Annotated in this window: 18 protein-coding genes and 1 tRNA gene; 9 read left to right on the top strand and 10 right to left on the bottom strand. The window is 67.9% G+C overall.

Translation table 11 applies throughout. The features are described 5' to 3' along the window. The first annotated feature begins 102 nt into the window (after positions 1–102). The 3 genes from A3CU_RS49725 (at position 103) to A3CU_RS0111985 (ending at position 4,474) form a co-directional block, all read left to right on the top strand. The gene (locus tag A3CU_RS49725) at positions 103–1,374 is read left to right on the top strand and encodes an IniB N-terminal domain-containing protein (RefSeq protein ID WP_052371650.1); all 1,272 of its coding nucleotides are present in this window, start codon (positions 103–105) and stop codon (positions 1,372–1,374) included. A gap of 81 nt (positions 1,375–1,455) precedes the next feature. Beyond that, complete coding sequence (locus A3CU_RS0111990) at positions 1,456–3,216, top strand: dynamin family protein (RefSeq protein WP_027942498.1); 1,761 nt, start codon at positions 1,456–1,458, stop codon at positions 3,214–3,216. Between the two features lie 91 nt (positions 3,217–3,307). Beyond that, the gene (locus A3CU_RS0111985; RefSeq protein ID WP_027942497.1) at positions 3,308–4,474 is read left to right on the top strand and encodes a P-loop NTPase family protein; all 1,167 of its coding nucleotides are present in this window, start codon (positions 3,308–3,310) and stop codon (positions 4,472–4,474) included. Positions 4,475–4,689: 215 nt separating this feature from the next. Here the strand turns inward: A3CU_RS0111985 and A3CU_RS0111980 are convergent, their stop codons facing one another. From A3CU_RS0111980 to A3CU_RS53450, 3 genes are all read right to left on the bottom strand, one after another. Further along, entirely contained in the window at positions 4,690–4,890 is a 201-nt protein-coding gene (locus A3CU_RS0111980) for a hypothetical protein (RefSeq protein WP_027942496.1), read from the bottom strand. Positions 4,891–4,986: 96 nt separating this feature from the next. After that, a complete protein-coding gene (locus tag A3CU_RS44450; protein WP_052371649.1) occupies positions 4,987–6,234 on the bottom strand; it encodes an HEXXH motif domain-containing protein in 1,248 nt (415 codons plus the stop codon). 140 nt (positions 6,235–6,374) lie between these two features. Further along, a complete protein-coding gene (locus A3CU_RS53450) occupies positions 6,375–6,533 on the bottom strand; it encodes a hypothetical protein (protein ID WP_169739620.1) in 159 nt (52 codons plus the stop codon). Between the two features lie 202 nt (positions 6,534–6,735). Between A3CU_RS53450 and A3CU_RS0111965 the strand changes: the two genes are divergently transcribed. The 3 genes from A3CU_RS0111965 (at position 6,736) to A3CU_RS44445 (ending at position 10,693) form a co-directional block, all read left to right on the top strand. Next, entirely contained in the window at positions 6,736–7,509 is a 774-nt protein-coding gene (locus A3CU_RS0111965; protein ID WP_027942495.1) for a FadR/GntR family transcriptional regulator, read from the top strand. 73 nt (positions 7,510–7,582) lie between these two features. Beyond that, positions 7,583–8,773: a hypothetical protein gene (locus A3CU_RS0111960; protein ID WP_245617009.1), complete on the top strand. Its 1,191-nt coding sequence runs from the start codon at positions 7,583–7,585 to the stop codon at positions 8,771–8,773. A gap of 276 nt (positions 8,774–9,049) precedes the next feature. Beyond that, positions 9,050–10,693, top strand: coding sequence for a hypothetical protein (locus tag A3CU_RS44445; RefSeq protein ID WP_084143218.1), 1,644 nt, complete (start codon positions 9,050–9,052; stop codon positions 10,691–10,693). On the opposite strand, the gene A3CU_RS0111950 is transcribed toward A3CU_RS44445, so the two are convergent. The 3 genes from A3CU_RS0111950 to A3CU_RS52340 form a co-directional block, all read right to left on the bottom strand. After that, complete coding sequence (locus tag A3CU_RS0111950; protein WP_027942493.1) at positions 10,677–12,101, bottom strand: sensor histidine kinase; 1,425 nt, start codon at positions 12,099–12,101, stop codon at positions 10,677–10,679. The genes A3CU_RS44445 and A3CU_RS0111950 overlap by 17 nt on opposite strands. A gap of 8 nt (positions 12,102–12,109) precedes the next feature. Continuing rightward, positions 12,110–12,793, bottom strand: a complete 684-nt coding sequence (locus A3CU_RS0111945) for a response regulator transcription factor (RefSeq protein WP_027942492.1) — start codon at positions 12,791–12,793, stop codon at positions 12,110–12,112. Positions 12,794–13,431: 638 nt separating this feature from the next. Further along, the gene (locus tag A3CU_RS52340) at positions 13,432–13,767 is read right to left on the bottom strand and encodes a hypothetical protein (protein WP_156960322.1); all 336 of its coding nucleotides are present in this window, start codon (positions 13,765–13,767) and stop codon (positions 13,432–13,434) included. A 352-nt stretch (positions 13,768–14,119) separates the two neighbouring features. Here A3CU_RS52340 and A3CU_RS0111935 point away from each other — a divergent pair, with 352 nt between their 5' ends. Next, the gene (locus A3CU_RS0111935) at positions 14,120–14,578 is read left to right on the top strand and encodes a hypothetical protein (protein ID WP_156960321.1); all 459 of its coding nucleotides are present in this window, start codon (positions 14,120–14,122) and stop codon (positions 14,576–14,578) included. 45 nt (positions 14,579–14,623) lie between these two features. Here A3CU_RS0111935 and A3CU_RS44435 read toward each other — a convergent pair whose 3' ends face one another. Both A3CU_RS44435 and A3CU_RS0111920 read right to left on the bottom strand, forming a co-directional pair. After that, positions 14,624–15,370: a carbonic anhydrase gene (locus tag A3CU_RS44435; RefSeq protein WP_084143217.1), complete on the bottom strand. Its 747-nt coding sequence runs from the start codon at positions 15,368–15,370 to the stop codon at positions 14,624–14,626. A gap of 430 nt (positions 15,371–15,800) precedes the next feature. Next, the gene (locus tag A3CU_RS0111920; RefSeq protein ID WP_027942490.1) at positions 15,801–16,526 is read right to left on the bottom strand and encodes a DUF2306 domain-containing protein; all 726 of its coding nucleotides are present in this window, start codon (positions 16,524–16,526) and stop codon (positions 15,801–15,803) included. A 58-nt stretch (positions 16,527–16,584) separates the two neighbouring features. On the opposite strand from A3CU_RS0111920, the gene A3CU_RS0111915 reads away from it, so the two are divergent. Further along, positions 16,585–17,349: a TetR/AcrR family transcriptional regulator gene (locus tag A3CU_RS0111915; protein WP_027942489.1), complete on the top strand. Its 765-nt coding sequence runs from the start codon at positions 16,585–16,587 to the stop codon at positions 17,347–17,349. Positions 17,350–17,466: 117 nt separating this feature from the next. Here A3CU_RS0111915 and A3CU_RS0111910 read toward each other — a convergent pair. Together A3CU_RS0111910 and A3CU_RS0111905 are read right to left on the bottom strand one after the other, a co-directional pair. Beyond that, positions 17,467–17,553, bottom strand: a tRNA-Ser gene (locus tag A3CU_RS0111910). A 14-nt stretch (positions 17,554–17,567) separates the two neighbouring features. Next, positions 17,568–18,032 carry a MarR family winged helix-turn-helix transcriptional regulator gene (locus A3CU_RS0111905; RefSeq protein ID WP_084143216.1) on the bottom strand — a complete coding sequence of 155 codons (465 nt, stop codon included), beginning with the start codon at positions 18,030–18,032 and terminating at the stop codon, positions 17,568–17,570. A gap of 428 nt (positions 18,033–18,460) precedes the next feature. Here A3CU_RS0111905 and ypfJ point away from each other — a divergent pair, with 428 nt between their 5' ends. Beyond that, positions 18,461–19,381, top strand: coding sequence for a KPN_02809 family neutral zinc metallopeptidase (ypfJ, locus tag A3CU_RS0111900; protein WP_027942487.1), 921 nt, complete (start codon positions 18,461–18,463; stop codon positions 19,379–19,381). The last annotated feature ends 171 nt before the right edge of the window (positions 19,382–19,552 follow it).

Below are 19,552 nucleotides of genomic sequence, written 5' to 3'. Positions count from 1 at the left end.
GGCTACTCGTGATGACCAACCCGGCGCGATCCCCGATGTCCGTACCGTCCGAGTTCCCTAGATTGTGACGCGACCCACTCAACCGACCTCGCGGAGCATTCGTTGTCTCTCCCAGCCCAGAACCTGCACGACTTCGTGCTCAACCTGTTGACCGACGAGGCCGCCCGGTCCGCCTTCGCGGCCGACCCGGCCGCCGCGCTGGCGGACGCCGGCCTGAGCGACGTGACCCCGCAGGACATCCAGGAAGTCGCCCCGCTGGTCGCCGAATACGCGCCCGACCTGAGCGCCCTCCCGCTCGCGACGCCGGACCTCGGCTCGCTCCCGCTGGCCACCCCGGACCTCGGCGGGCTCCCGCTGGCCACCCCGGACCTCGGCGCACTGCCACTGGCCACCCCGGACCTCGGCGCGCTGCCGGTCGCGACCCCCGACCTCGGCGGGCTTCCGATGGAGACCGCCGAGCTGGGCGGACTTCCGATGGAGGCCCCCGCCCTCGGCGCGCTGCCACTGGCGACCCCCGACCTCGGGTCGCTGGCCACCCCGGACCTGACCGACCTGCCCCTCTCCGCCCCGGACCTGGGCGCCGTCGAGGTCGAAGGATCCGGGTCGGCCGACGGGGCAGACGGTTTCATCGCCTACGACGGCGAGGATGTCCAGGCGGCCGCGGCAGGGTCGGTCAGCGCCGACGGTGTCGACCTGGCCGGTGCCGTGGCCACCCCGCTGGGCATGTTCGGAGGCGCCGTCATGGCCGGCCCCGATGGCATCGACGGCACCCTGTCCACCGACTCGGTGCTCGGCCAGTACACCGTGTCCACCGACGGCACCCCCGCCTCGGCCGGTGACCTGGCCGGCACGCTGGACTCGGAGGTTCTCGGCAAGGTCGCCCCGGCCGCGGGCGCCGTGGCGAGCTTCGTGTCCAGCGGTGGCGACCTGCTGGCGGGCGGCATCGAATCCGGCGCCAACACCCTCGGCGGTTACCTCACCAACGCCGGCGCTCAGGCCGGTGCCGCGGTGACCGCGGGTGGCGAGGAGCTGAGCCAGCACGTCGCCCAGGGCTCCGAGGTCGCGTCGGCCGAGATCGCGCACCCGTCCATCCCGGCGCTGCCCGCGGTGCCCTCGGCTGACGCGCTGCCGGCGGTGGCCGACCTTCCCGCCCAGGCGCCGGCGCACCTGCCGCTGAACATCGCCACGGACGTGACGCACTCGCTGCCGAACCTGCCGGTGGCCAACCCGCTGCCCACCATCGAGCACGTCACGGAGCCGGTCACCGACATCGTTTCGCACAGCCCGCTGGGCGACGTGACCTCTGCGCTGGACCACACGGCGGCACTGCCGGACGTCGGCGGCCTGATCAACGACCTTCCGCTCGGGCACTGACCTCCTCGGCAAGCGGCCGGCTTCCCGTCCCGAGGGGCGACGGGAGACCGGCCGCTTGCCATGCGTGGCACACTCCTTCGGGTGATGGCACCGTCCTGGATCGACGTACTGGACTCCACCACCCGGGCCTGCTCCGTCCACGACCGTGACGACCTGGTCCAACGTCTGCATGCGCGCAGAAAAAGACTCCTGGACCCGAAGCTGCGCGTGGTGGTCATCGGCGAAACCGGTCAGGGCAAGAGCCAGCTGATCAACGCGTTGCTGAACGCGAACGTCTGCGCCGTCGGAGACGATCACACCACGGCCGTGCCGGCCATCATCGAACACGCGGAAACACCCACCGCGAGCATGATCACCGCCGGGCCGCTCGCCATCGAAGGGCCGTCGCGCGAACCCGTGCCGATCGAGTCGGTGACCGCGCGGGCCAATACCGAACCGACCGCGGTCCGCGCGGAAATCGGCCTTCCGCGTGCCCTGCTGGCCGGCGGGCTCGCGCTGGTCGACTCGCCGCCGCGGTCGGTCGAGATGGTCGACTCCGCCGACGCCGTGTTGATGGCCACCGACGCGACGAGCGAGCTGTCGGCCGGCGAGCTGCGCCTGCTGCGGGAGGTCGCCCGGTTGTGCCCGACGATCGTGCTGGTCCTCACCAAGATCGACCTGGTGCCCGGGTGGCGGTCGGTCGCCGAACGCAACCGCGCCCAGCTGGGCCAGGGCTTCGCCACCGTCATCCCGGTCTCCGCGACGCTGCGCCTAGCCGCGGCGAAGACCGGGGACAAGGCGCTCAACAAGGAATCGGGGTTCGGCGAGCTGCTCGCCTGGCTGCACAACGACCTGCTGAGCCAGCCCGACCTGCATGCGCGGCGCTCGGTGGCCGCGCTGAGCACGACGGTCGTGGAGATGTTGCTCGAACCGTTGCAGGAGGAATTCACCGAGACCCAGCAGCCCGGTACCCGCCCGGCGGTGGCCCGCTGGGAGGCCGAAAGCCGGCGGCTGGAGAGGCTGCAGCGGGAGGCCGCACGCTGGCAGACCATGCTCTCCGACGAGGTGTCGGACCTGATCTCGGACGTCGAGTTCGATCTGCGTGACCGCACCCGCCAGATCCTGGCGGAGGTCGACGAGTACTTCGAGATCGCGGACCCGGCGCGGTCCTGGCCCGAGTTCACGGAATGGCTGCGCGAGAACCTGACCACGGTGGCGGAGACCAATTCCGAATGGCTGCTCGACCGTTTCGAGTGGATCGCCCGCAAGATCGGGCGCCAGGTCGCGCCGCACCGGGCGGACGCGCTGCCGGACTCGCTGCCCCGCGACGTTCCCGCCGACGCGGTCGGTGACCTGAAGCTGCCCCGGGTGGAGCGGTTCGGCGTCGGGCAGAAGCTGTTCGTCGGCATGCGCGGGTCCTACAGTGGTCTGCTCATGTTCGGCCTCGCGACCACGATCGCCGGCTTGCCCCTGATCAACCCGATCTCGCTCGGCGCGGGCGCCGCCTTCGGCGCGAAGAGCATTCTCGAGGAGCGTGGCAACCGGCTCAAGCGGCGCCAGGCCGTCGCGAAGAACGCCGCCCACCGCTATGTCGACGACTTCTTCCTGACTTACGGCAAGCACAGCAAGGACACCGCGCGCCAGATCCACCGTGCGCTGCGCGACCGGCTGTCCGCGGTCACGGACGAGCTTCGGTCCGACATCACCGAGACGGCGAAGGCGGTCAAGCAGTTCATCGACGACGACACGACTCGTCGCGCGACGCGTGCCCAGGAGATCCGGAGCAGCATGGAGGAGCTGGTCCGGCTCCGGCAGGCCGCGCAGACGCTCGTCGCGATGCGACCGCGGGGACTCATCGCTTGAGAAGCACCCGGTCGACTCGTGGCGAACTCGCGGAGGAGCACGCGTGAACAGTCCTCGGTCAAGTCGCGCGCGAAATCGCGGAGGAGCACGCGTGAATGTGGCTTCTCGTGCCCGCGGTCTGCTGACCCAGGCGCTCGGGGCGTACCAGGACAGCCCACGGGCGGCGAACTGGCTGGGGCGGCAGCTCGAGCGGTTCGACGAGCCGCTCCGGCTGGCGGTGGTCGGGCCACCGCGCTCCGGCAAATCCACGCTGGTCCAGGCGATCGGCGAGATCCCGGGTGAACTCACGCTGATCGACGCACCGCCCCCGGCGCCCGACACGATCGAAAACATCTGTCTGGAAGCCGACGCCGTGCTGTACCTGGTACGGCATCCGCACGGCGCGGACCTGGACTTCCTGTACACGCTGCAGGACCATCCGATCGCCCGCGCCGCCGCGGTCAACGCCATCGTCGTGCTGTCCCGCGCCGACGAACTGGGCGGCGGCCGGCTGGAGGCGCTGATCTCGGCCCGGCGGCTGGCGCGCCGGTACCGGTGCGAGCCCGAGCTGCGCGGGCTCTGCCAGGACGTCGTCGCGGTCGCCGGGCTGCTCGCCCGCGCGGGCCGCAACCTGAGCCAGCCCGAATACGACGCACTCGCCGAACTGGCCCGGATCGAGCGCGCGAAACTGGAGCCCTACCTGCTTTCGGCGGACCGGTTCTCCACGATCTCACCGGGCCATGCCACGTTGCTGGAACGGTTCGGGCTGTTCGGCATCCGGGTGGCGATATCGCTGTTGCGGCAGGAGGCGCGAAGCCTGACCGAACTGTCCGCCGAATTGTTGCCCCGCAGCGGCCTGTCGGAACTCCTGGAGTCGATCGACGGGAACTTCGCCCAACGGCGCGAGGTGCTCAAGGCCCGGTCGGCGCTGCTCGGCCTGGAAGTCGTGCTGCGCATGGAGCCGCGGCCGGCCGCGGCCGCGATCGGGGCGGAGCTGGAACGGACGCTGGCGAGCGCACACGATTTCACCGAACTCCGGCTGCTGGCCGCGATCCGCACCGGCCGGGTCTCACTGCCGCGGGATTTCCAGCAGGAAGCCGTGCAACTGGTCGGCGGGCATGGCGTGGGGCCGGCCGAGCGGCTGGCCGAAGTCGATCTGTCCGAATCGATCGCGCGCTGGCGGGAGTTCGCGGAGAGTCCGGGGCTGGGCTCGGATCAGCGGCGTGCGGCCGCGGTGGTGCTACGCAGCTGCGAGGCGATGGCCTCGGGTGCGCTATAGGGCGCAGCGGCAACATGTCGGCGACAGTTGCCGCGCGCGACGTGCATTCAGTCTGTGTTTCAAAACGCGCGATCGACGAACGCGTCTGTCTACGGACCGTGACCTGGCAACGCACATCCGGCCCGACCAGGCCGGCGGCCCGCAGCCGCGTTCGCGAGGCCTTCGGCGGCGCGTCTGCCACTCGCCGAAGCACGAACACGGACTTTGAGTGACTCTCAGTCCTGGGTGGGCTTCACATAGGCGGTGCTGCCGCCCGTCGGCATGCGGCGGAAGAAGTCCACGCGTGCGACCGGACGGCCCTGCGGCTGCGACCCGAGGTCACGCTCGGCCGAGCCGATGCCGATCGGCGGTTGCGGCACCATCGGCACGCCGGACGGACTTGCGCCGGCCCGGCGGGTGTCCCACTGGGATGTCATCGGATTCCCTCTCTGTAATTAGAAACCTGGTTTACCAAGCGTGTCTTTGGAATAGCGTTCTCCCTGGATGCGTCCGATTAGGACGGTACTCGTCCGTCAGGCGTCGACGTCGGCTTGTAGCCCGTCCGGGGCGCTGCCCGGCACCGGATAAGCCAGCGACCGGTCCACCAGGGCGGCCAGCGCCGCGACCTGCGCGGGTTCCAGTTCCGCGGCCGAAACCGGCGCGGCCGTCAGGCGGTCGACCACGTCGGTCGCGCCACTGGCGAGCCAGTGCAGTTCCGGCGGGGAACCGGGCCGGGCCAGCAGGATCCGTCCGGTGCTCGCCATTCTCGTCACCCGCAGCAACGGATCCAGGGCGTAGCGGCCTTCGGGCGCGGTGGCGCTTTCCGGCTCGGGTAGATCGGTGTCTTCCTGTAGGAAGGTCCGAAGAAACCAGCGCGCGTCTGCTTCGAGCGTCTCCTCGACGTCGAGCAGCCACGCGCCGATCTCGGCCTCGCGTTCACGTGCCGAGGGCAGCAGCGAGTTCGGGCCCAGTGACCCGGTTTCCCCCACCCGTGCGACGTCCTCGGCGAACTGCGCTAGACAAGCGTAGGCATGGAAGGCCGCGATGGCCTGGTCGAGTGGCCAGTCGGCCCCCGACCACGACGGACTGAACCGCCGGTCCTCGGCGATGTCGGCGCCGAGGAAATCATGTGTGATCGCGAGATCGAAGAACTTCTGGTGTGCGCCCTCGTGGATCAACGCCTCGGCCACGTCGAACGGGTTCTTCGGCGCATCGATCAGGATGAGCCCGGGAAAGAACCGCGAAGAGGCGGAGATCAGGCCACCGGAGGTGGCCGGGTCGAGCACGACCAGCAGGCCGGTGTGCGGGAGCAGGTCGGCGGCCAGGCGCGGGCTCACCCGGTGTGCGGTCATCAGCCCGGCCGTGACCATGAGCAGCGCCTCGTCGAAGGGCGCGCCGTCGGCCTCGGTCAGCGGACGCGGCGGTGGCCCCTGGGAAACGCTGAGCGCGTGGATGATCCGAAGTGCCTCGCCGAGCAGATCACGAGCCTTCGCATCGGTCGCCACCCGCAGTCGCAGCGGCCCCGACCACAGGTCCGTCACGACATCGTCGAGATCGTCCTCGACGGTCGGGTCGAAACTCGCCCGGCCGGCCAGCGCTTCACCGACGCGGAACCGGAACAGCGGGTTGTCCAGCCGCTCGCCGACTGGTTTTTCCTGGCCGGGAACGAAAAGTTCGGCGCCCATCTGGTACAGGGCACGACGTTCGGCCAGCAGGGCGTCCGTGGGAGCGAGCGCCGCGTGGACGGCCGTGGCGTCCGGCCAGACGGGTCTGTGGTTCATCCTGCGCGGCTCCCCTGAGGATGCCAGAGGCAATCTTCGGACCGCGCAAACGTACCTCACACACCGTCTCCGAATGCGCGCGGATGGGAGTCGCCAAAAGGGAGGTTGAACCTGACTGACAACAGATCGCAGCCGGCTCGTCAAACAGTCGCCGTGACGAGCATGACGACTTGAACCAGCCCCAGAATGGCCAGTGTCACCAACCCGGACAGCACCCAGACGAGAACCTTCCGCCATCCGATGATGGTGATCGCGAGAGCCACACCGGAGACGACGATCAGCAGGTTTTGCGAGTTCAACGCACACCTCCTTCACAGCAGCGAGATGGCCGGAAAGGCGGGTACCCCCTCGGCTCCACCTCGGCAACCTCAGGGTCCCGTACTTGTAGGTTGTCTGTCAAGTATCAAGCTGCTGACAGACAACTTGCACCTGAGTCTCTGTGCTGCCTAGAATCTGGTGATGCTCAGACACCGCTAAAGCGAGCACTCGATGAGGCGAAGAATGGATGACGAGAGCTGGGCGCTCTCTCCGGACACCCGCAAGCCGCTGCCAGAGCTGATCGAGGAGAAGCTTCGGTCACTCATCGCGAGCGGGCGGTTCAAGGCCGGCGACCGACTGCCCACCGAGCCCGAACTCGCCCAGAGGCTGGCGGTGGCCCGCAGTTCACTGCGCACCGCGCTCCAACGGCTCCAACTCCAGGGAATCGTCGAGGTCCTGCGGGGCCGCGGCTGGTACGTCCGCTCGACGAACGTCTCCGGGCGTGAGGATGCGCTGATCTTCGACCAGGGCATCAGCGATCTCGACCTGATGGAAGTGCGGATCGCGCTGGAGGGCACCGCGGCGAGTATGGCCGCGGTGCGTGCCACGTCCGGCGAACTCGACGACATCGCCAAGCTCGCCAAGGCGCACCAGCACGTCCCGATCGACGACAAGGACGAGTTGCTGCGCAGCGACGAGGCGTTTCACGCCGCCGTCATCAAGGCCAGCCACAACCAACTGCTTGACCAACTGCACCGGTCGCTGGTGATGCGGTTGCGCCCGTTCCGGCGCAACAGCTACGGCAGCGCCGAGGTGCACAACCGCTCGGCCACTGAACACAGCCAGGTGGCGCGGTTTCTCAAGCGGCGCGACGAGGGTGGCGCACGCGACGTGATGACGACACATCTGCTGGGCCTGTACAACGACATGGCAGCCCAGGTCGGCACGCCCGCGGAGTCCCGGGCCGACCTGGCGACCTATCTGTCCGATTTGGAACCGGACTGGGTGCAGCGCTGATTTAAGCCAAACGGACCTACCAGTTGCTCCTCCCCTCCATAGATCATGGGCAGTCAAGTCGGGGAGGCAGCTGATGCTGGGGCAACGCGGGCAGCCTGATGGCCAATCACCCCATCCGAAATCGCGGCGTCGCGTCCGGCAGGGCGTGCTGGCCCTGTTCGCGCTCGGTACCGGCGCGCTGCTCGCCGTCGCGTTCTGGCAGCCCGCCCCTGGCTGGCAGGCAACCCTGCACCGCCTGTTGGAGCTGGCCTTCCCGGTCCCGCTGTTGACCGGCGTGGTGCTCGGCGGCTACGAATTCTTCGTCCGCCACTGGCTGACCGCCGAACTGGCCCGGTTGTCCGGACCGCGCATCCAGGCCGCGCAGCTCCCCCAGCAGGTCATGAGGACCTTTTTGGACTCGATCTACGGCGAGAACGAGGCGAACCGGGACGTCGCGACCGGCGTGCTCGGCGGCGAAGGGATCGTGCCGCTCGGCGGGGACCTGACGATCAGCACCCGGACCGAGGTGAACCTGGAACTGAGCGCGGTGGACCACAAGCTCTACCACCTCACCACGTCGGTGGCCTACCGCTTCAAGGAGCACGTGCGGGCCGACCGGTTCATCGTCTTCGCCACGTGCAACGCGCTACTGCGCGACTCGATCGTGGCCGGCTGCCGGCTGCCGCTGTTCGAACTGTGGTTCGTTCCGGACGGCTCGCTCTTCCAGGACTCCGTCGACGACATGGCGACCTCGGTCCGGCTCGGGATCGAGTACCTCGACCACGGCGGCCACCGGCACCGCGCGCCCTCGCACAAGCTCGTGCTGCGCGAGGTTAAATCGCACCGCTGGGCCGAGTACCTGTCCTTCTTCCGGGAGGACATCGGGCCGCTGGCCAAGCTGAACGCCCACGATCACCTCGCTGACCTGCGAATGTTCGAGTGCGACCTGAACGACATCGCCGACGATCACCACACGGTGCGGGCGATCGAGCAGCTCGCGACGCGGGTGACCGCGCTCCAGCGCATCGACGACGGCGGCTGCTACTGGCAGGCGCCGTATCCTTGCTACGTCGATCGGATCACGTTCGACGTGGCCGAACTCGGCATGGGCGGAACGAACGAGTTCGAGTTCTACATCGACTCGTTCACCTTCCGCTCGAACACCGCCATGGCACGGTGGGTCAAGGCCAAGGACCTGCCCGACCTCGACGTGCGATCGTGGCTGCTGCCCGGCCACGGCGTCCTGCTCCGCTGGCGGTCACCACGGGACTGGGACCACCGGTAGGGCTCCGGACAGCACCCCGAGCAGCGCCGTCGGGCCCAGGACGGGTCGGAATCAAGGGCAGCGCCCGTTTTGTCACGAGACAAGGGAGAAACCGTCACATAACCGTCACATAACCCCGGTTGGCTTGGCGGGCTGGGGCCGAGGGGTCTCGGCCCTGGGGTCCCGCTTCTGGCAAGTGATGGGGTTATGACAGCGACTGTAACGACGGAACCTGCCCTCGGTTCGGTTGAAACGCCGAATCGCCGGAGACGGGGAGGCTTCTCCGGACCGGCCGCGGTGATCGGCGGCACCGCCCTGATCGGCGCGCATGCCTGGGCGTATGGCAGCTGGATGGTCGACGACTCCGCGATCACGTTCTCCTACGCGCGCAGCATTTCCGAGGGGCTCGGCCCGGTGGTGCAACCAGGTGCCGAACCGGTCGAGGGGTTCTCGAACCCCACCTGGACAATGCTGCTGGCCATCGGCCGCCTCCTCGGCCTGTTCGACCGCGGCACGCTGTTCGGTATTCCGGACTACGTCCTCTTTCCCAAGCTGCTCGGCCTGCTTTTCTGCGCCGGTATCCTCACCGCCTGCTACCTGGCGGTACGTAAGACGACTCGCCGCCCGTGGCTGGTGACGCTGGGCATCGGCGCGGTTCTCGCCGCGATTCCGTCCTTTGTGATCTGGTGTTTCTCCGGCCTGGAGAACTCCCTTTTCGCGTTCGCCGTGACCTGCCTTGCCGCGCTGCTGTTCCGCGCCGTGATGGACGGCCGGCTGCACTCGGCCAGGGTGGCGTTGCTCGCCGGGGTGCTGGCCGCGGTCGCCGCGCTGACCAGGCCGGACGGCGCGATCTATGCCGCCACGTATGCCCTGGTGGTGCTCTGCCAGCTCCGTCGATCCACGCTGAAGTCGAGCGTCGGGTACGCGGCGCTGTCGCTGGTCGGTTTCGCCGTCCCGTACGGTTCCTACCTCACGTGGCGCTTTTTCGAATTCGATCGCCTGGTGCCGAACACCGCGGTCGCGAAGGGCCAGCATTTCCCCGGGGTGTCGACCCTTGCCCGTACCGGGGATCTCGTGGGTTATGCCGGAGCGCTCGCCGTGCTCGTCCTGGTGCTGATCGTCGGGATAGCGCTGGCCCGGGCGTCGGCGCTGCGTGCGGGCTTGATCACGCTGATGGTGCCGCTGGGCCTTGGCGTCGTCGCCTACGCCGTGCTGGAGCGCGACTGGATGGGGCAGTACCGGTTCGCCACCCCGGTCTGGGTGCTGGCCACCCTCATCGGCGGGCTGGCCACCGCGGAAGTCGTGCGCCGTACCCGTGGCCGGGTCCGCGTCCTGGTGCCGCTGGCGCTGGTGGTCGCGATGATCCCGTCCCTGGCCGTGTTCGCCGGCACGGTCCGGGATTTCCGTGCCAAGCCGACCATTCCGATGTGCTACATCGCCGACCGGTTCGGACGAGTCTTCAACCAGTACGCGGATATCCTCGGACTGGACCAGGCCTCGCTGCTCGAACCCGATCTCGGTGGATCGTCCATGACCAGCAGGCTGAACATTGTGGACATGGCCGGTCTGGTGGACGCGAAGATCGCGGACTTCTACCACGACCACGACATGGCCGGCTTGCGGGACTACGTCTTCAACGACGTCAAACCCACGTTCATCCATTCCCGGGGCCCGTGGGGGCCGGGCAACGGGATTGCCCGGGATTCCCGGCTGGCCACGGACTACACCCCGATATTCCGCTACGTCGACGACGGCTCACCGGTCGGCGACGGCGACTGGGTACGCAAGGACGCGGTAGCCAGCCTGGAGAAGCTCCAGGCGGCCAGGTCCTACGCCGACGCGACCGTGCGGGACATGGAACACCGGCTGGACACCTGGCCGAGAAGGCACTGCGGGGACACCCTGCGGCCCGGCCAGACGAACATCAACCAGTCGTCGTGACACCGCGCGGCACCGTGACCGTGAAAACGGCCCCGCCGTCGTTGGCCGCGACGATCTTGGCTCCGTGCAGGCGAGCGTTCTGGTCAGCGATGGCCAGCCCGAGCCCGCTGCCCTCGGTCGCCTGCCGCGCACGGTCACCGCGCACGAAACGGTCGAACAGCAAGGGCAGCAGTTCGTCGGGAATCCCCGGCCCGGAATCGGCGACGCGCAAGGTCACCGATTCCGGCCGGGACCCGTCGATGGTCACGGTGATCGGCTCCGCGCCGTGGCCGATCGCATTGATCAGCAGGTTGCGGGCAACGGTGTGCAGCCGGCGTGGATCGCCGGTCAGCGTGACATCACCGTGAACCCGCAACTCGACGTCCGCGCTCGGGGCGCTGAGCTCGAGCGCGTCGGTCACCAGAGCGGCCAGATCCACCGGCTCGGTCCGGAAATCGGCGACGCCCGCGTCGAATCGGGACATCTCCAGGAGATCTTCGACCAGCCTGGCCAGCCGGCGGGTCTGGGCCGTGAGCAGCCGCGCCGACCGGGACCGCACCTCGGCGTCGGCGGTGTCGAGACTGTCCACGACGGCGACCATGGCCGCGATCGGGGTACGCAGGTCGTGCGCCACGTCGTCGATGAAACGTCGTTGCTGCCGGTCCTTGGCCTGCAGCTCGGAGATCGAGTGGCCGACCTGACCGGCCATGGCGTTGAACGACACGGCGAGATCCGCCAGCTCGTCCCGTCCCCGGACCGGCACCCGCGTGCTGAGCTCGCCCTCGCCCAGCAGCCGCGCCGCCGTCGCCACCGCGTGCACCGGACGCTGGATCCGTTTCGCGGCGAACAGCGCGGTCGCCACCCCGGCCGTCGAGACCACGAGCGCGATCGCCGCCAGGCTCCACCGGAGTTTCGCCAGCTCGGCGTTCAGGCCGCCCATGTTGTAGAACTCGACGAGGACCAGGGAATCGGTCGCCGCTCCGAAGTAGACCAGGTAGCCGTCGACATCCAGCTTGCCGACCGGTTCCGGATAGCTCCTCCGCGCATAGTCCACCAGTTCCTCGGGCAGGGTCACCGGCGGTGTGTCGTCCCTCCGGACGACGGCATCGACTCGGTACCCGCCTTCCCACAGGTCGGGTGGCCGGCCGCCGGAGGTGAAATCCAGCAGGGCCCACGAGATGCCCTGTTCACGCGTCATGTAGGCGGTCAACGCGGTGGCCGGATCGGTCACCGGCCCATACTGGATCTGGTACAACGCCTGCTTGAGGTCCGATTCGAAGCTCGTGCGCGCCGCCAACTCGAAGCGGTTTCGCGTTTCGTCGGCCTGTAGCCGATAGGCGGCGAAGGCCATCGACACGGTCGCGAGCAGCGTCGCGAGCATCACGGCGAGGGAGATCCGGGCCCGCAGGCCGAAGTAGGGTAAGGGCATCCACCCTCTCACGGCTTGACCAGGCGGTAGCCGAGCCCCCTGACGGTGAGCAGCAAGGACGGGTTGGCGGGGTCTCTCTCGATTTTCGCGCGCAGCCTGGCCACCGCGGCGTCCACGAGCCTCGAGTCCCCGACATGGCCGTAGCCCCACACGCGTTTGAGCAGCACCTGCCTGGTCAGCACGTACCCCGGGTGGTCGAGGAATTCCAGCAGGAGGCGCATTTCAGTGGCGGTGAGGTGCAGTTCCTCACCGTCGGCGATCACGGTCATCGCGTCGGGGTCGACGGACAGGTGCCCGATCCGGACCGCGGAGTCGCGCGACGTCGCGGCCGTCCGGCGCAGGATCGCCTTGATCCGGGCGTCGATCACCCTGGGCTCGACCGGCTTCACCACGTAATCGTCGGCGCCGCCCTCCAGCCCGACGACCATGTCCACCGGGTCGCCACGTGCGGTCAGCAGGATCACCGGCACCGTGCTGCCGGCCCGGATCCTGCGGCATACCTCGAACCCGTCGATCCCGGGCAACATCACGTCCATCAGCACCAGATCAATCCCGGCGCCGTCACCGCCCAACGCCGCCAGTGCCGCCTCACCCGTGCCGGCCGCCGTAACCTCGTGCCCCAGCCCCTTGAGCGCGAGTGACAAGGCCTCCGACAACGCGATGTCGTCCTCTACCAGCAGTAATCGAGACACAACCCCCTCCCCCGATCCGGCGAAACACTCCCGGCCGGACCTACCGCTGGTGACCACCTTACTAAGAGCCCTCCCCGGCGCTATGGCGGTCGACAGTCATCCCCCGCGATCGATCGCGATACGGTCCGCTAGTCGTTGCACGGCGGCGGCGAGCGGTGGTAGAGGTCGGCGAGATGGGCTCTCCGGGGCCGGCCCGAACCACCGAATTGGCAGGCGCGATCGGTTAGACCGAACTCCCGCACCCTTTTACCGTGGCGCACCCGCCGGTTGTCGCTAGGCGATCGTCGACCTCTGCTCCCAGGCTGGTCGGGGCAATATTCTGCGGGGAGACCAGGCCGTCGGACGGGACGGGCGGCCCCGACAACGGGGGCCGCCCGTCGGGCACACGGAGCGCGCCAACGCTCTCATGCCCATCGACCGGCTGATCCAAGCGAACGCTATGGAGCACCGGCCCGCCCTCCGGCCTGGTTTCACCTCACTACAGCCGAAGTTCAGCAAGGTCACTCGCTGTTCGGTTGTAGCCGTCGCGAACCACCGGAGGAACAGTTATGACGATAAGGCCTGATCGGGAGCCCGTTCCAGCACGAGACGACGATGAGTCCTCGCAATACGGCGGGCGGCGCAAAACCGCCCGTTCACTACCCAAAGTGATCGCCGGCCACACTCAACGCAGCCGAAGGGGCCTGCGGCTGCAAGATGAGCGGCACGACGAGCGGCAGGATGTGTTGGCTTTCGCCAGTCGAATCGTGACTAGTTCGGCCAATACCGGACGCGCGATCGCTCTGATCGCTGCCGTGCTCCTGGTTGTGCTCCTTGCTGTCGGCTTGCTTGGGATAACGTTCGACGTCGGACCGCTGCACATCGCCCCGGTCGTCGACAAGTCGACGCAGCACTAGGAACCGGTTCCACACCCAAGCAGCCTTGCCGAAGCTGCCTTCAAAGCCGACGCACGCCTGGCCACCGGCAAACCGCAACCTGCGCGAGGATATCCATTTCGCAGGCTGTTCCCGGTCCGGCGTGCGTCGGTTGACCGGTCCGCACCGGGTCCGGCTCGGGGCCTCGCGTGGCGACCCGACGGACTGGAGTGAACACAATAAGTGATTTATTGATAACCTTCCATGACGATGCTCCACAGGCCGGAAGGCTGTCGAGACCGGCTTTGCAGGCCGGCCCGGATGGCAGGGCTTCCGGTACCGCTCAGCAGAGACGCACAGTGCTCCGGGGGGATGCATGGTTGCCGACCACGATTCGACCGGACTCGGATCGGTTCGAAACAGTCACAACGGCTGGTCCCAGAACGTCGTGCAAAGCGGCTACATCGGGCAGGTGACCGTCAACGAGCCCGCAAAGGCCGAGGCCCGCTGGAAGTCGTGGCTGTTGCCGACCACCGGTGGTCTGTTGATGCTCGCGATTGCCGTGCTGATCTTCAGGGACACATTGTTCGCGAAGCCTGGTCGTCGGCCGATCACCAGTGTCGAACTGATTTCCGTCGGGCCCGAGGTCACGCACGGACTCCCCTGCGAACCGACCAGACTCTGCGCATATCGCGGCGTGCCGGGCCACTCGGCGCGGTTCGATCTTCCCGCGCCCAACGACGGCAACAGCGAGTTCGGCGTCTGCCACACGCTGCCGCCGGAGGATCCCGGTTTCCAAGCGGTATACAACGCCCGGAACTACTCCTACTACTTCTACCCGTTGCCGAACTGCGCCGGAGAGCCGCAGTTGGTTCGCGCGGGCTGGATGGGGCCGTACATTCTCCAGTTCCGCTCTCTCGAGAAAGCGTGACCGACGATCGATGGTCCGCCCGCCCAAATCGACGGAGGGCCGGCCTCAGGGCACGACGGTGAAATCCACACAGCCGGTGTCGAGGGAGTAGTAGGCGCCGATCACGTTGCTGTGAACGGCGTCGACAATCGGGTCTCCCCGCAGTTGCCTCACCGTCAAGCGGATCTGCGCACGGATGGTGTTGTCGATCTGATCGCCGGGCAGTGGCTTGGCTGCCTCGTAGGCGGGCGTCAACGCCCTCACGACGTCCACAAGATGGTCTGGAACCGGCTCCCCGGTGTTCAGTACCTGCACGGCGAGCGTCACCGCACCGCAACGCTGATGACCCATCACCACGACCAGCGGCGTCGTGGCCTCTTCCTCGCCGTACTCCACGGCGCCTTGGACGAGTCCGTCCAAGGTCTGCGCCGCCGTGCGGATGACGAACAGATCACCGACGCCCCGGTCGAAGACGATCTCCGGCGGCACGCGTGAGTCGATGCAGGAGAAAACAGTGGCGAACGGATGTTGCTCTGGCGCCACGGCTATTCGCCGGGCCACCGTCTGGTGGGGATGGACCAGTCGGCCACGCACCCATCGCTCGTTGCCCTCTTCCAGCAACCGCAACGCTTCCCGCGGTGTGGCTGGGCCCGGGTCGCCTTCTTCGGCGATCGCGCCTGTGCTGGCGTGGGCGAACCCGCCGGTGACCGCGTTGAGTGCCGGCGCGCCGGCCAGTGCGGCCGCGCTGCCGAGGAGGAAACGCCGTCGGGACGGCGTGCGGCCGGGCTTGTTCGGGTGGAACTGGTGGCTCATGGTTTGCCCTCCGCCAGGACGGGATGTGGTCAGACTTCCGTCCCATCGGGAAAATCACCGCTCACGGAAGGGGAAGGTCGGCACTTGCGACCATTCGACGTACACCACGACCACTACAAAGGACGAAATCCACGCCATTCTCGAGACCGCGCACCGTACCCGGAACTCGACGAGGTGGACCACCATCGTCGCGCTCGGATCTTGAAGGCGGCGACGACCCGCTCGCCGAGTACAAGGGCGTCGCGAAGACCCTGGCTCGTCTGTGGGCCACCCATGGAGATGGCGCGCGGATCCACGAGCCGGTGACGCGGGACATCGGTGAGAAACGAGACGCCGGGATGCCCCGGCGTCTCCCTGATTCAAGGACTACGCCCCGCGACGCGGCACGTCGGTCACGGAGGTGGAGAAGTTGCTGCGGGCCGAACCTGGACTACGAACCGGAGGCCTGAGCGGCTGGGCGCCTGGGGCGTCTGGGGCGTTCCAACAGCCAGTCGGCGAGCACCCACAGCGCAAACGGACTGAGCCACACTCCGATGCTCGCGGAGCTATAGGTCATCAGTTCCTTGCTGCCCTGGAAGGTGGTGTCCAGCTGTGGCATGAGCACGATGGTGGCCACCACGTTGATGACCCGGCTCAGCACGATCGACATGGCGAGCGCGAAGCTGCGCGACATCCACTTGCGGTGGTCGCGGTAGCGGCGTTGTTGTGCCATGCGCAGGCCCGTGATCGTGACGAAGAGCCAGAGCGCCGAGCCCACGAGGTTGGCCACGCGCACCGATGGGCCTCCCGCGGTATACCAGCCGATGTACAACCCGAGCACGCCCGCGGGCAGGGCGCCGGCGAAGACGTAGATCCGGCCGGTGATGCGGTGCCCGCGCCGATGTCTGGCGCGGAACGCCGGCCAGATCTGGAAGCAAGCCGTCGTCATGGCGATGGTGCCGAAGAGGACGTGCGCGACGAGCAATGGGTAGTAGAGGCCGTTGCCGGGCGGTGGTGCCAGGCGGGATTGGGACGGGTCGAAGGACAGGTAGGGCGGCACGGAGAAACCGAGGAACGCCACGACCACGAGCGCCAGCGGCGCCATCCAGGGCCGGCGCCACCAGGTTTCCTCCCGTCGGGGCGTGGGCGTGCGGGGCAGGTTCGTCGTCGAGGTCATAAAACTATATATAGCATACAGGGTTACGTACCTCGTACATAGTTTTTAGAATGGCACGGTGACGAACGACAGCAAGGAGCCGGACCTCCAGCGGAGCCTCACGCTGCTGTGGTCAGGACGTGCCAAGGGCCGGCGCGGTCCCCGGCCCCAGCTCACCGTCGAGCGGATCGCGCAGGCTGCGGTCAGGATCGCGGACGCCGACGGGCTGGAAGCGCTGTCGATGCATCGGATCGCCGCCGAGCTCGGCTACTCGACGATGTCCATCTACAACCACATCCCCAGCAAGGACCTGCTGCTGGAGGTCGTGGCCGACGTCGCGGCCGGGAAGCCACCGGAACTCGACGACACGGACGACTTCCGGCACGCGGTCCGGCATTGGGTCGCCGCGCTCTGGGCCGGTTTCCAGAAGCGCCCCTGGATGCTGCGCGTTTCGCTGGATCACGCACCCATCGGGCCGCGGCAACTCGCGTGGCTCGACCAGCTGCTGCGGCCGCTACTCAAGGCCGGCCTGGTGGGTGCCGAGGCGCGGGCGGCAGCCCTGCACCTGACGGCGGTCGTGCGCGGCGTGGCGCAGATCAGCGCGGACATGACCAGTGCGCACAAGACGGAGGAAGGTGTTCCCCGCAGCGAAAGCGAAGTGGCGCAGGCGCTCGTCGAACTCATCAACCCGCGCGACTACCCCGCACTGGCCGCGGTCTACGAAGCCGAAGCCGTGGACGGCTCCTCGGGAGACGGGGAAGCGCTGCCCGGTGCACTCAGCTTCGGGGTAGACCGGTTCCTGGACGGCGTCGAGACCTGGGTGGCTGCGAAGCGGGCCCGCTAGGGAAGAAGTGGCACGCGACCAGGGGGAAGACGCGCCAACCGACAGCAAATGAGACCAGGGCGTATGAGCCAGTTCCGACAACTACTCGAGATCGACCCATATGCCTTGGTCATGCCGCGGAAGCGGAGGGATTTGAACCCCCGGTCGGTTTGACCCGACGCTCGCTTTCAAGGCGAGTGCATTCGGCCGCTCTGCCACGCTTCCCAGTGGCCCTCAGGCTACTCGCCCAGCTCGTTGAGATGCTCCAAGACCCGGGAGAAGGCCACCGCCAGCACCTTCTGCTCCTCGGGGGAGAGCAGGTTGATCAGGTGGGCCCGCACCCCTTCGACGTGGGTCGGCGCGGCTTTGATGAGCAGTTCGGTGCCGGCGGGGGTGATTTCGGCGATCACGCCGCGCTTGTCCTCGGGATCGGGGATGCGGCACAGCAGGCCCTCGCACTCCATCCGGCCCACCTGGTGCGAGAGCCGGCTCTTGGTCGAGCCGAGCATGGTGGCGAGGTCGGACATCCGCATCCGGTTGTCGTCCTGGAGATCCAGGCACACCAACACTTCGTAGTCGGTCAGCGACACGTCGTGCGCTTCGGTCAGCTCCCGGTGAAGACGCTGACGCAGCCTTAGCGAGGCAACCACGTAGGGACGCCACGCGCGCATCTCCGACTCACTGAGCCACCGCACTCCGGGCATATGCGCACCCTATCCACGCTGGGCGAATATCCCCAGAAGAGGGATAACGAATTGGTTGTGGGTGCAGCGCGAAAGGCGCATGCTGGGGTCATCGGCGGGGGGCCGAAGCGGTGTTCCCGCCGGGGAAAGGGCAGGTGGTTGAATGGCAGTGGTACCCCGCGGTTGACTGTCGGCTGTGTCCCTACGGCCGGGTGCGGCAAGCGCAGTCCGGCTGCGGCTTGTGAGCAGCCAGGAGTGTCGACTACTTACACTCGACAACCTCTCGCGCACCACGGTGACAAGTCCGGTGCGTAACGCATCGGTGGCGTGAGGTCACCGGCCCGAGAGGCAGCCAACCGCCACTACAATGACAACCTCGGTAATCCTGGGTGCGGCCAACCGGCCGCACCCAGGCTCGTGTCCGCGGGACTTGCACTGAGGGGATCGTTGTGCGGTTTGACGATGACGCTGGGCTGGACACATCGGAGGTGTCCGACCTCCGCGGCGGCGGTGGCGGTGGCGGGATCGGCGGGCGGGTCGCGCTCGGAGGTGGCGGCCTCGGGGTGGTCGGTGTAGTCATCTACCTGCTGCTCAGCCAGTTCGGCGGGGTCAGCCCCAGCAGCAGCGGCTCGGGCCTGACCGGGCTCGGCTCCGGCCACCAGGTGAACAACAGCTCCCTCGCGCAGGAATGCCGCACCGGAGCCGACGCCAACCGCAACCACGACTGCGCGGTGGTCGCGATGATCAACTCCATCCAGGACTACTGGACCGACCAGTTCGCCCGGTCCGGCAAGACCTACCGCAAGGCGACCACGAACTTCTTCAACGGCAATGTGCGCACCGGCTGTGGCGGCGCCACCTCCGATACCGGCCCGTTCTACTGCCCTGCCGACTCTCAGGTCTACATCGACCTGTCGTTCTTCTCCGAGCTGCGTACCCGCTTCGGTGCGCAGGGCGGCGCGTTCGCCGAGGCGTACGTCCTCGCCCACGAGTACGGCCACCACGTGCAGAACCTGCTCGGCACCTCCTCCCGGGTGGGCAGCGGATCCGGCCCGACCTCCGGGTCGGTGCGCCTGGAGCTGCAGGCCGACTGCTACGCCGGCGCTTGGGGAAACCACGCCACCACGACACCGTCGTCCTCGGGCAAACCGTTGATCACCGACGTGACGAACGACGACGTCAAGCGCGCCCTGGACACCGCTTCCCGCATCGGTGACGACTACATCCAGCGCAACCTCGGCAACGGACGGGTGGACACCTCACAGTTCACGCACGGCACGTCGGCGCAGCGCGAGAAGTGGTTCACCACGGGCTATTCGACGGGCGATCCGGCACGCTGCGACACCTTCGGTGCCCGCAACCTCGGGTGACGGTAACCAGAGGCGGCTGTGTTATTCAAAACGCGCGATCGACGAACGCGTCTACGGGCCGTGACCTGGCCTCGCACACTCGGCCAGCCTCCTCCAGCGGCCCGCAGCCGCGTTCGCGAGGCCTTCGGCGGCGCGTCTTCCACTCGCCGAAGCACGAACACGGACCTTTGC

It is taken from the genome of Amycolatopsis taiwanensis DSM 45107 (genome assembly GCF_000519205.1).
Taxonomy (GTDB): domain Bacteria; phylum Actinomycetota; class Actinomycetes; order Mycobacteriales; family Pseudonocardiaceae; genus Amycolatopsis_E; species Amycolatopsis_E taiwanensis.
Note: the sequence above shows the minus strand (reverse complement) of the source record. Positions and strands in the feature narration are given on the sequence as shown.

What these genes read in the sequence shown, in the direction of transcription:
- A3CU_RS0111920 (WP_027942490.1), bottom strand. Translation starts at nt 16,526, where the DNA reads ATGACCTCGACGACGAACCTGCCCCGCACGCCCACGCCCCGACGGGAG.
- A3CU_RS0111905 (WP_084143216.1), bottom strand. Translation starts at nt 18,032, where the DNA reads ATGCCCGGAGTGCGGTGGCTCAGTGAGTCGGAGATGCGCGCGTGGCGT.
- A3CU_RS0111950 (WP_027942493.1), bottom strand. Translation starts at nt 12,101, where the DNA reads ATGCCCTTACCCTACTTCGGCCTGCGGGCCCGGATCTCCCTCGCCGTG.
- A3CU_RS0111960 (WP_245617009.1), top strand. Translation starts at nt 7,583, where the DNA reads ATGCTGGGGCAACGCGGGCAGCCTGATGGCCAATCACCCCATCCGAAA.
- A3CU_RS0111980 (WP_027942496.1), bottom strand. Translation starts at nt 4,890, where the DNA reads ATGACATCCCAGTGGGACACCCGCCGGGCCGGCGCAAGTCCGTCCGGC.
- A3CU_RS44450 (WP_052371649.1), bottom strand. Translation starts at nt 6,234, where the DNA reads ATGAACCACAGACCCGTCTGGCCGGACGCCACGGCCGTCCACGCGGCG.
- A3CU_RS0111965 (WP_027942495.1), top strand. Translation starts at nt 6,736, where the DNA reads ATGGATGACGAGAGCTGGGCGCTCTCTCCGGACACCCGCAAGCCGCTG.
- A3CU_RS44435 (WP_084143217.1), bottom strand. Translation starts at nt 15,370, where the DNA reads ATGAGCCACCAGTTCCACCCGAACAAGCCCGGCCGCACGCCGTCCCGA.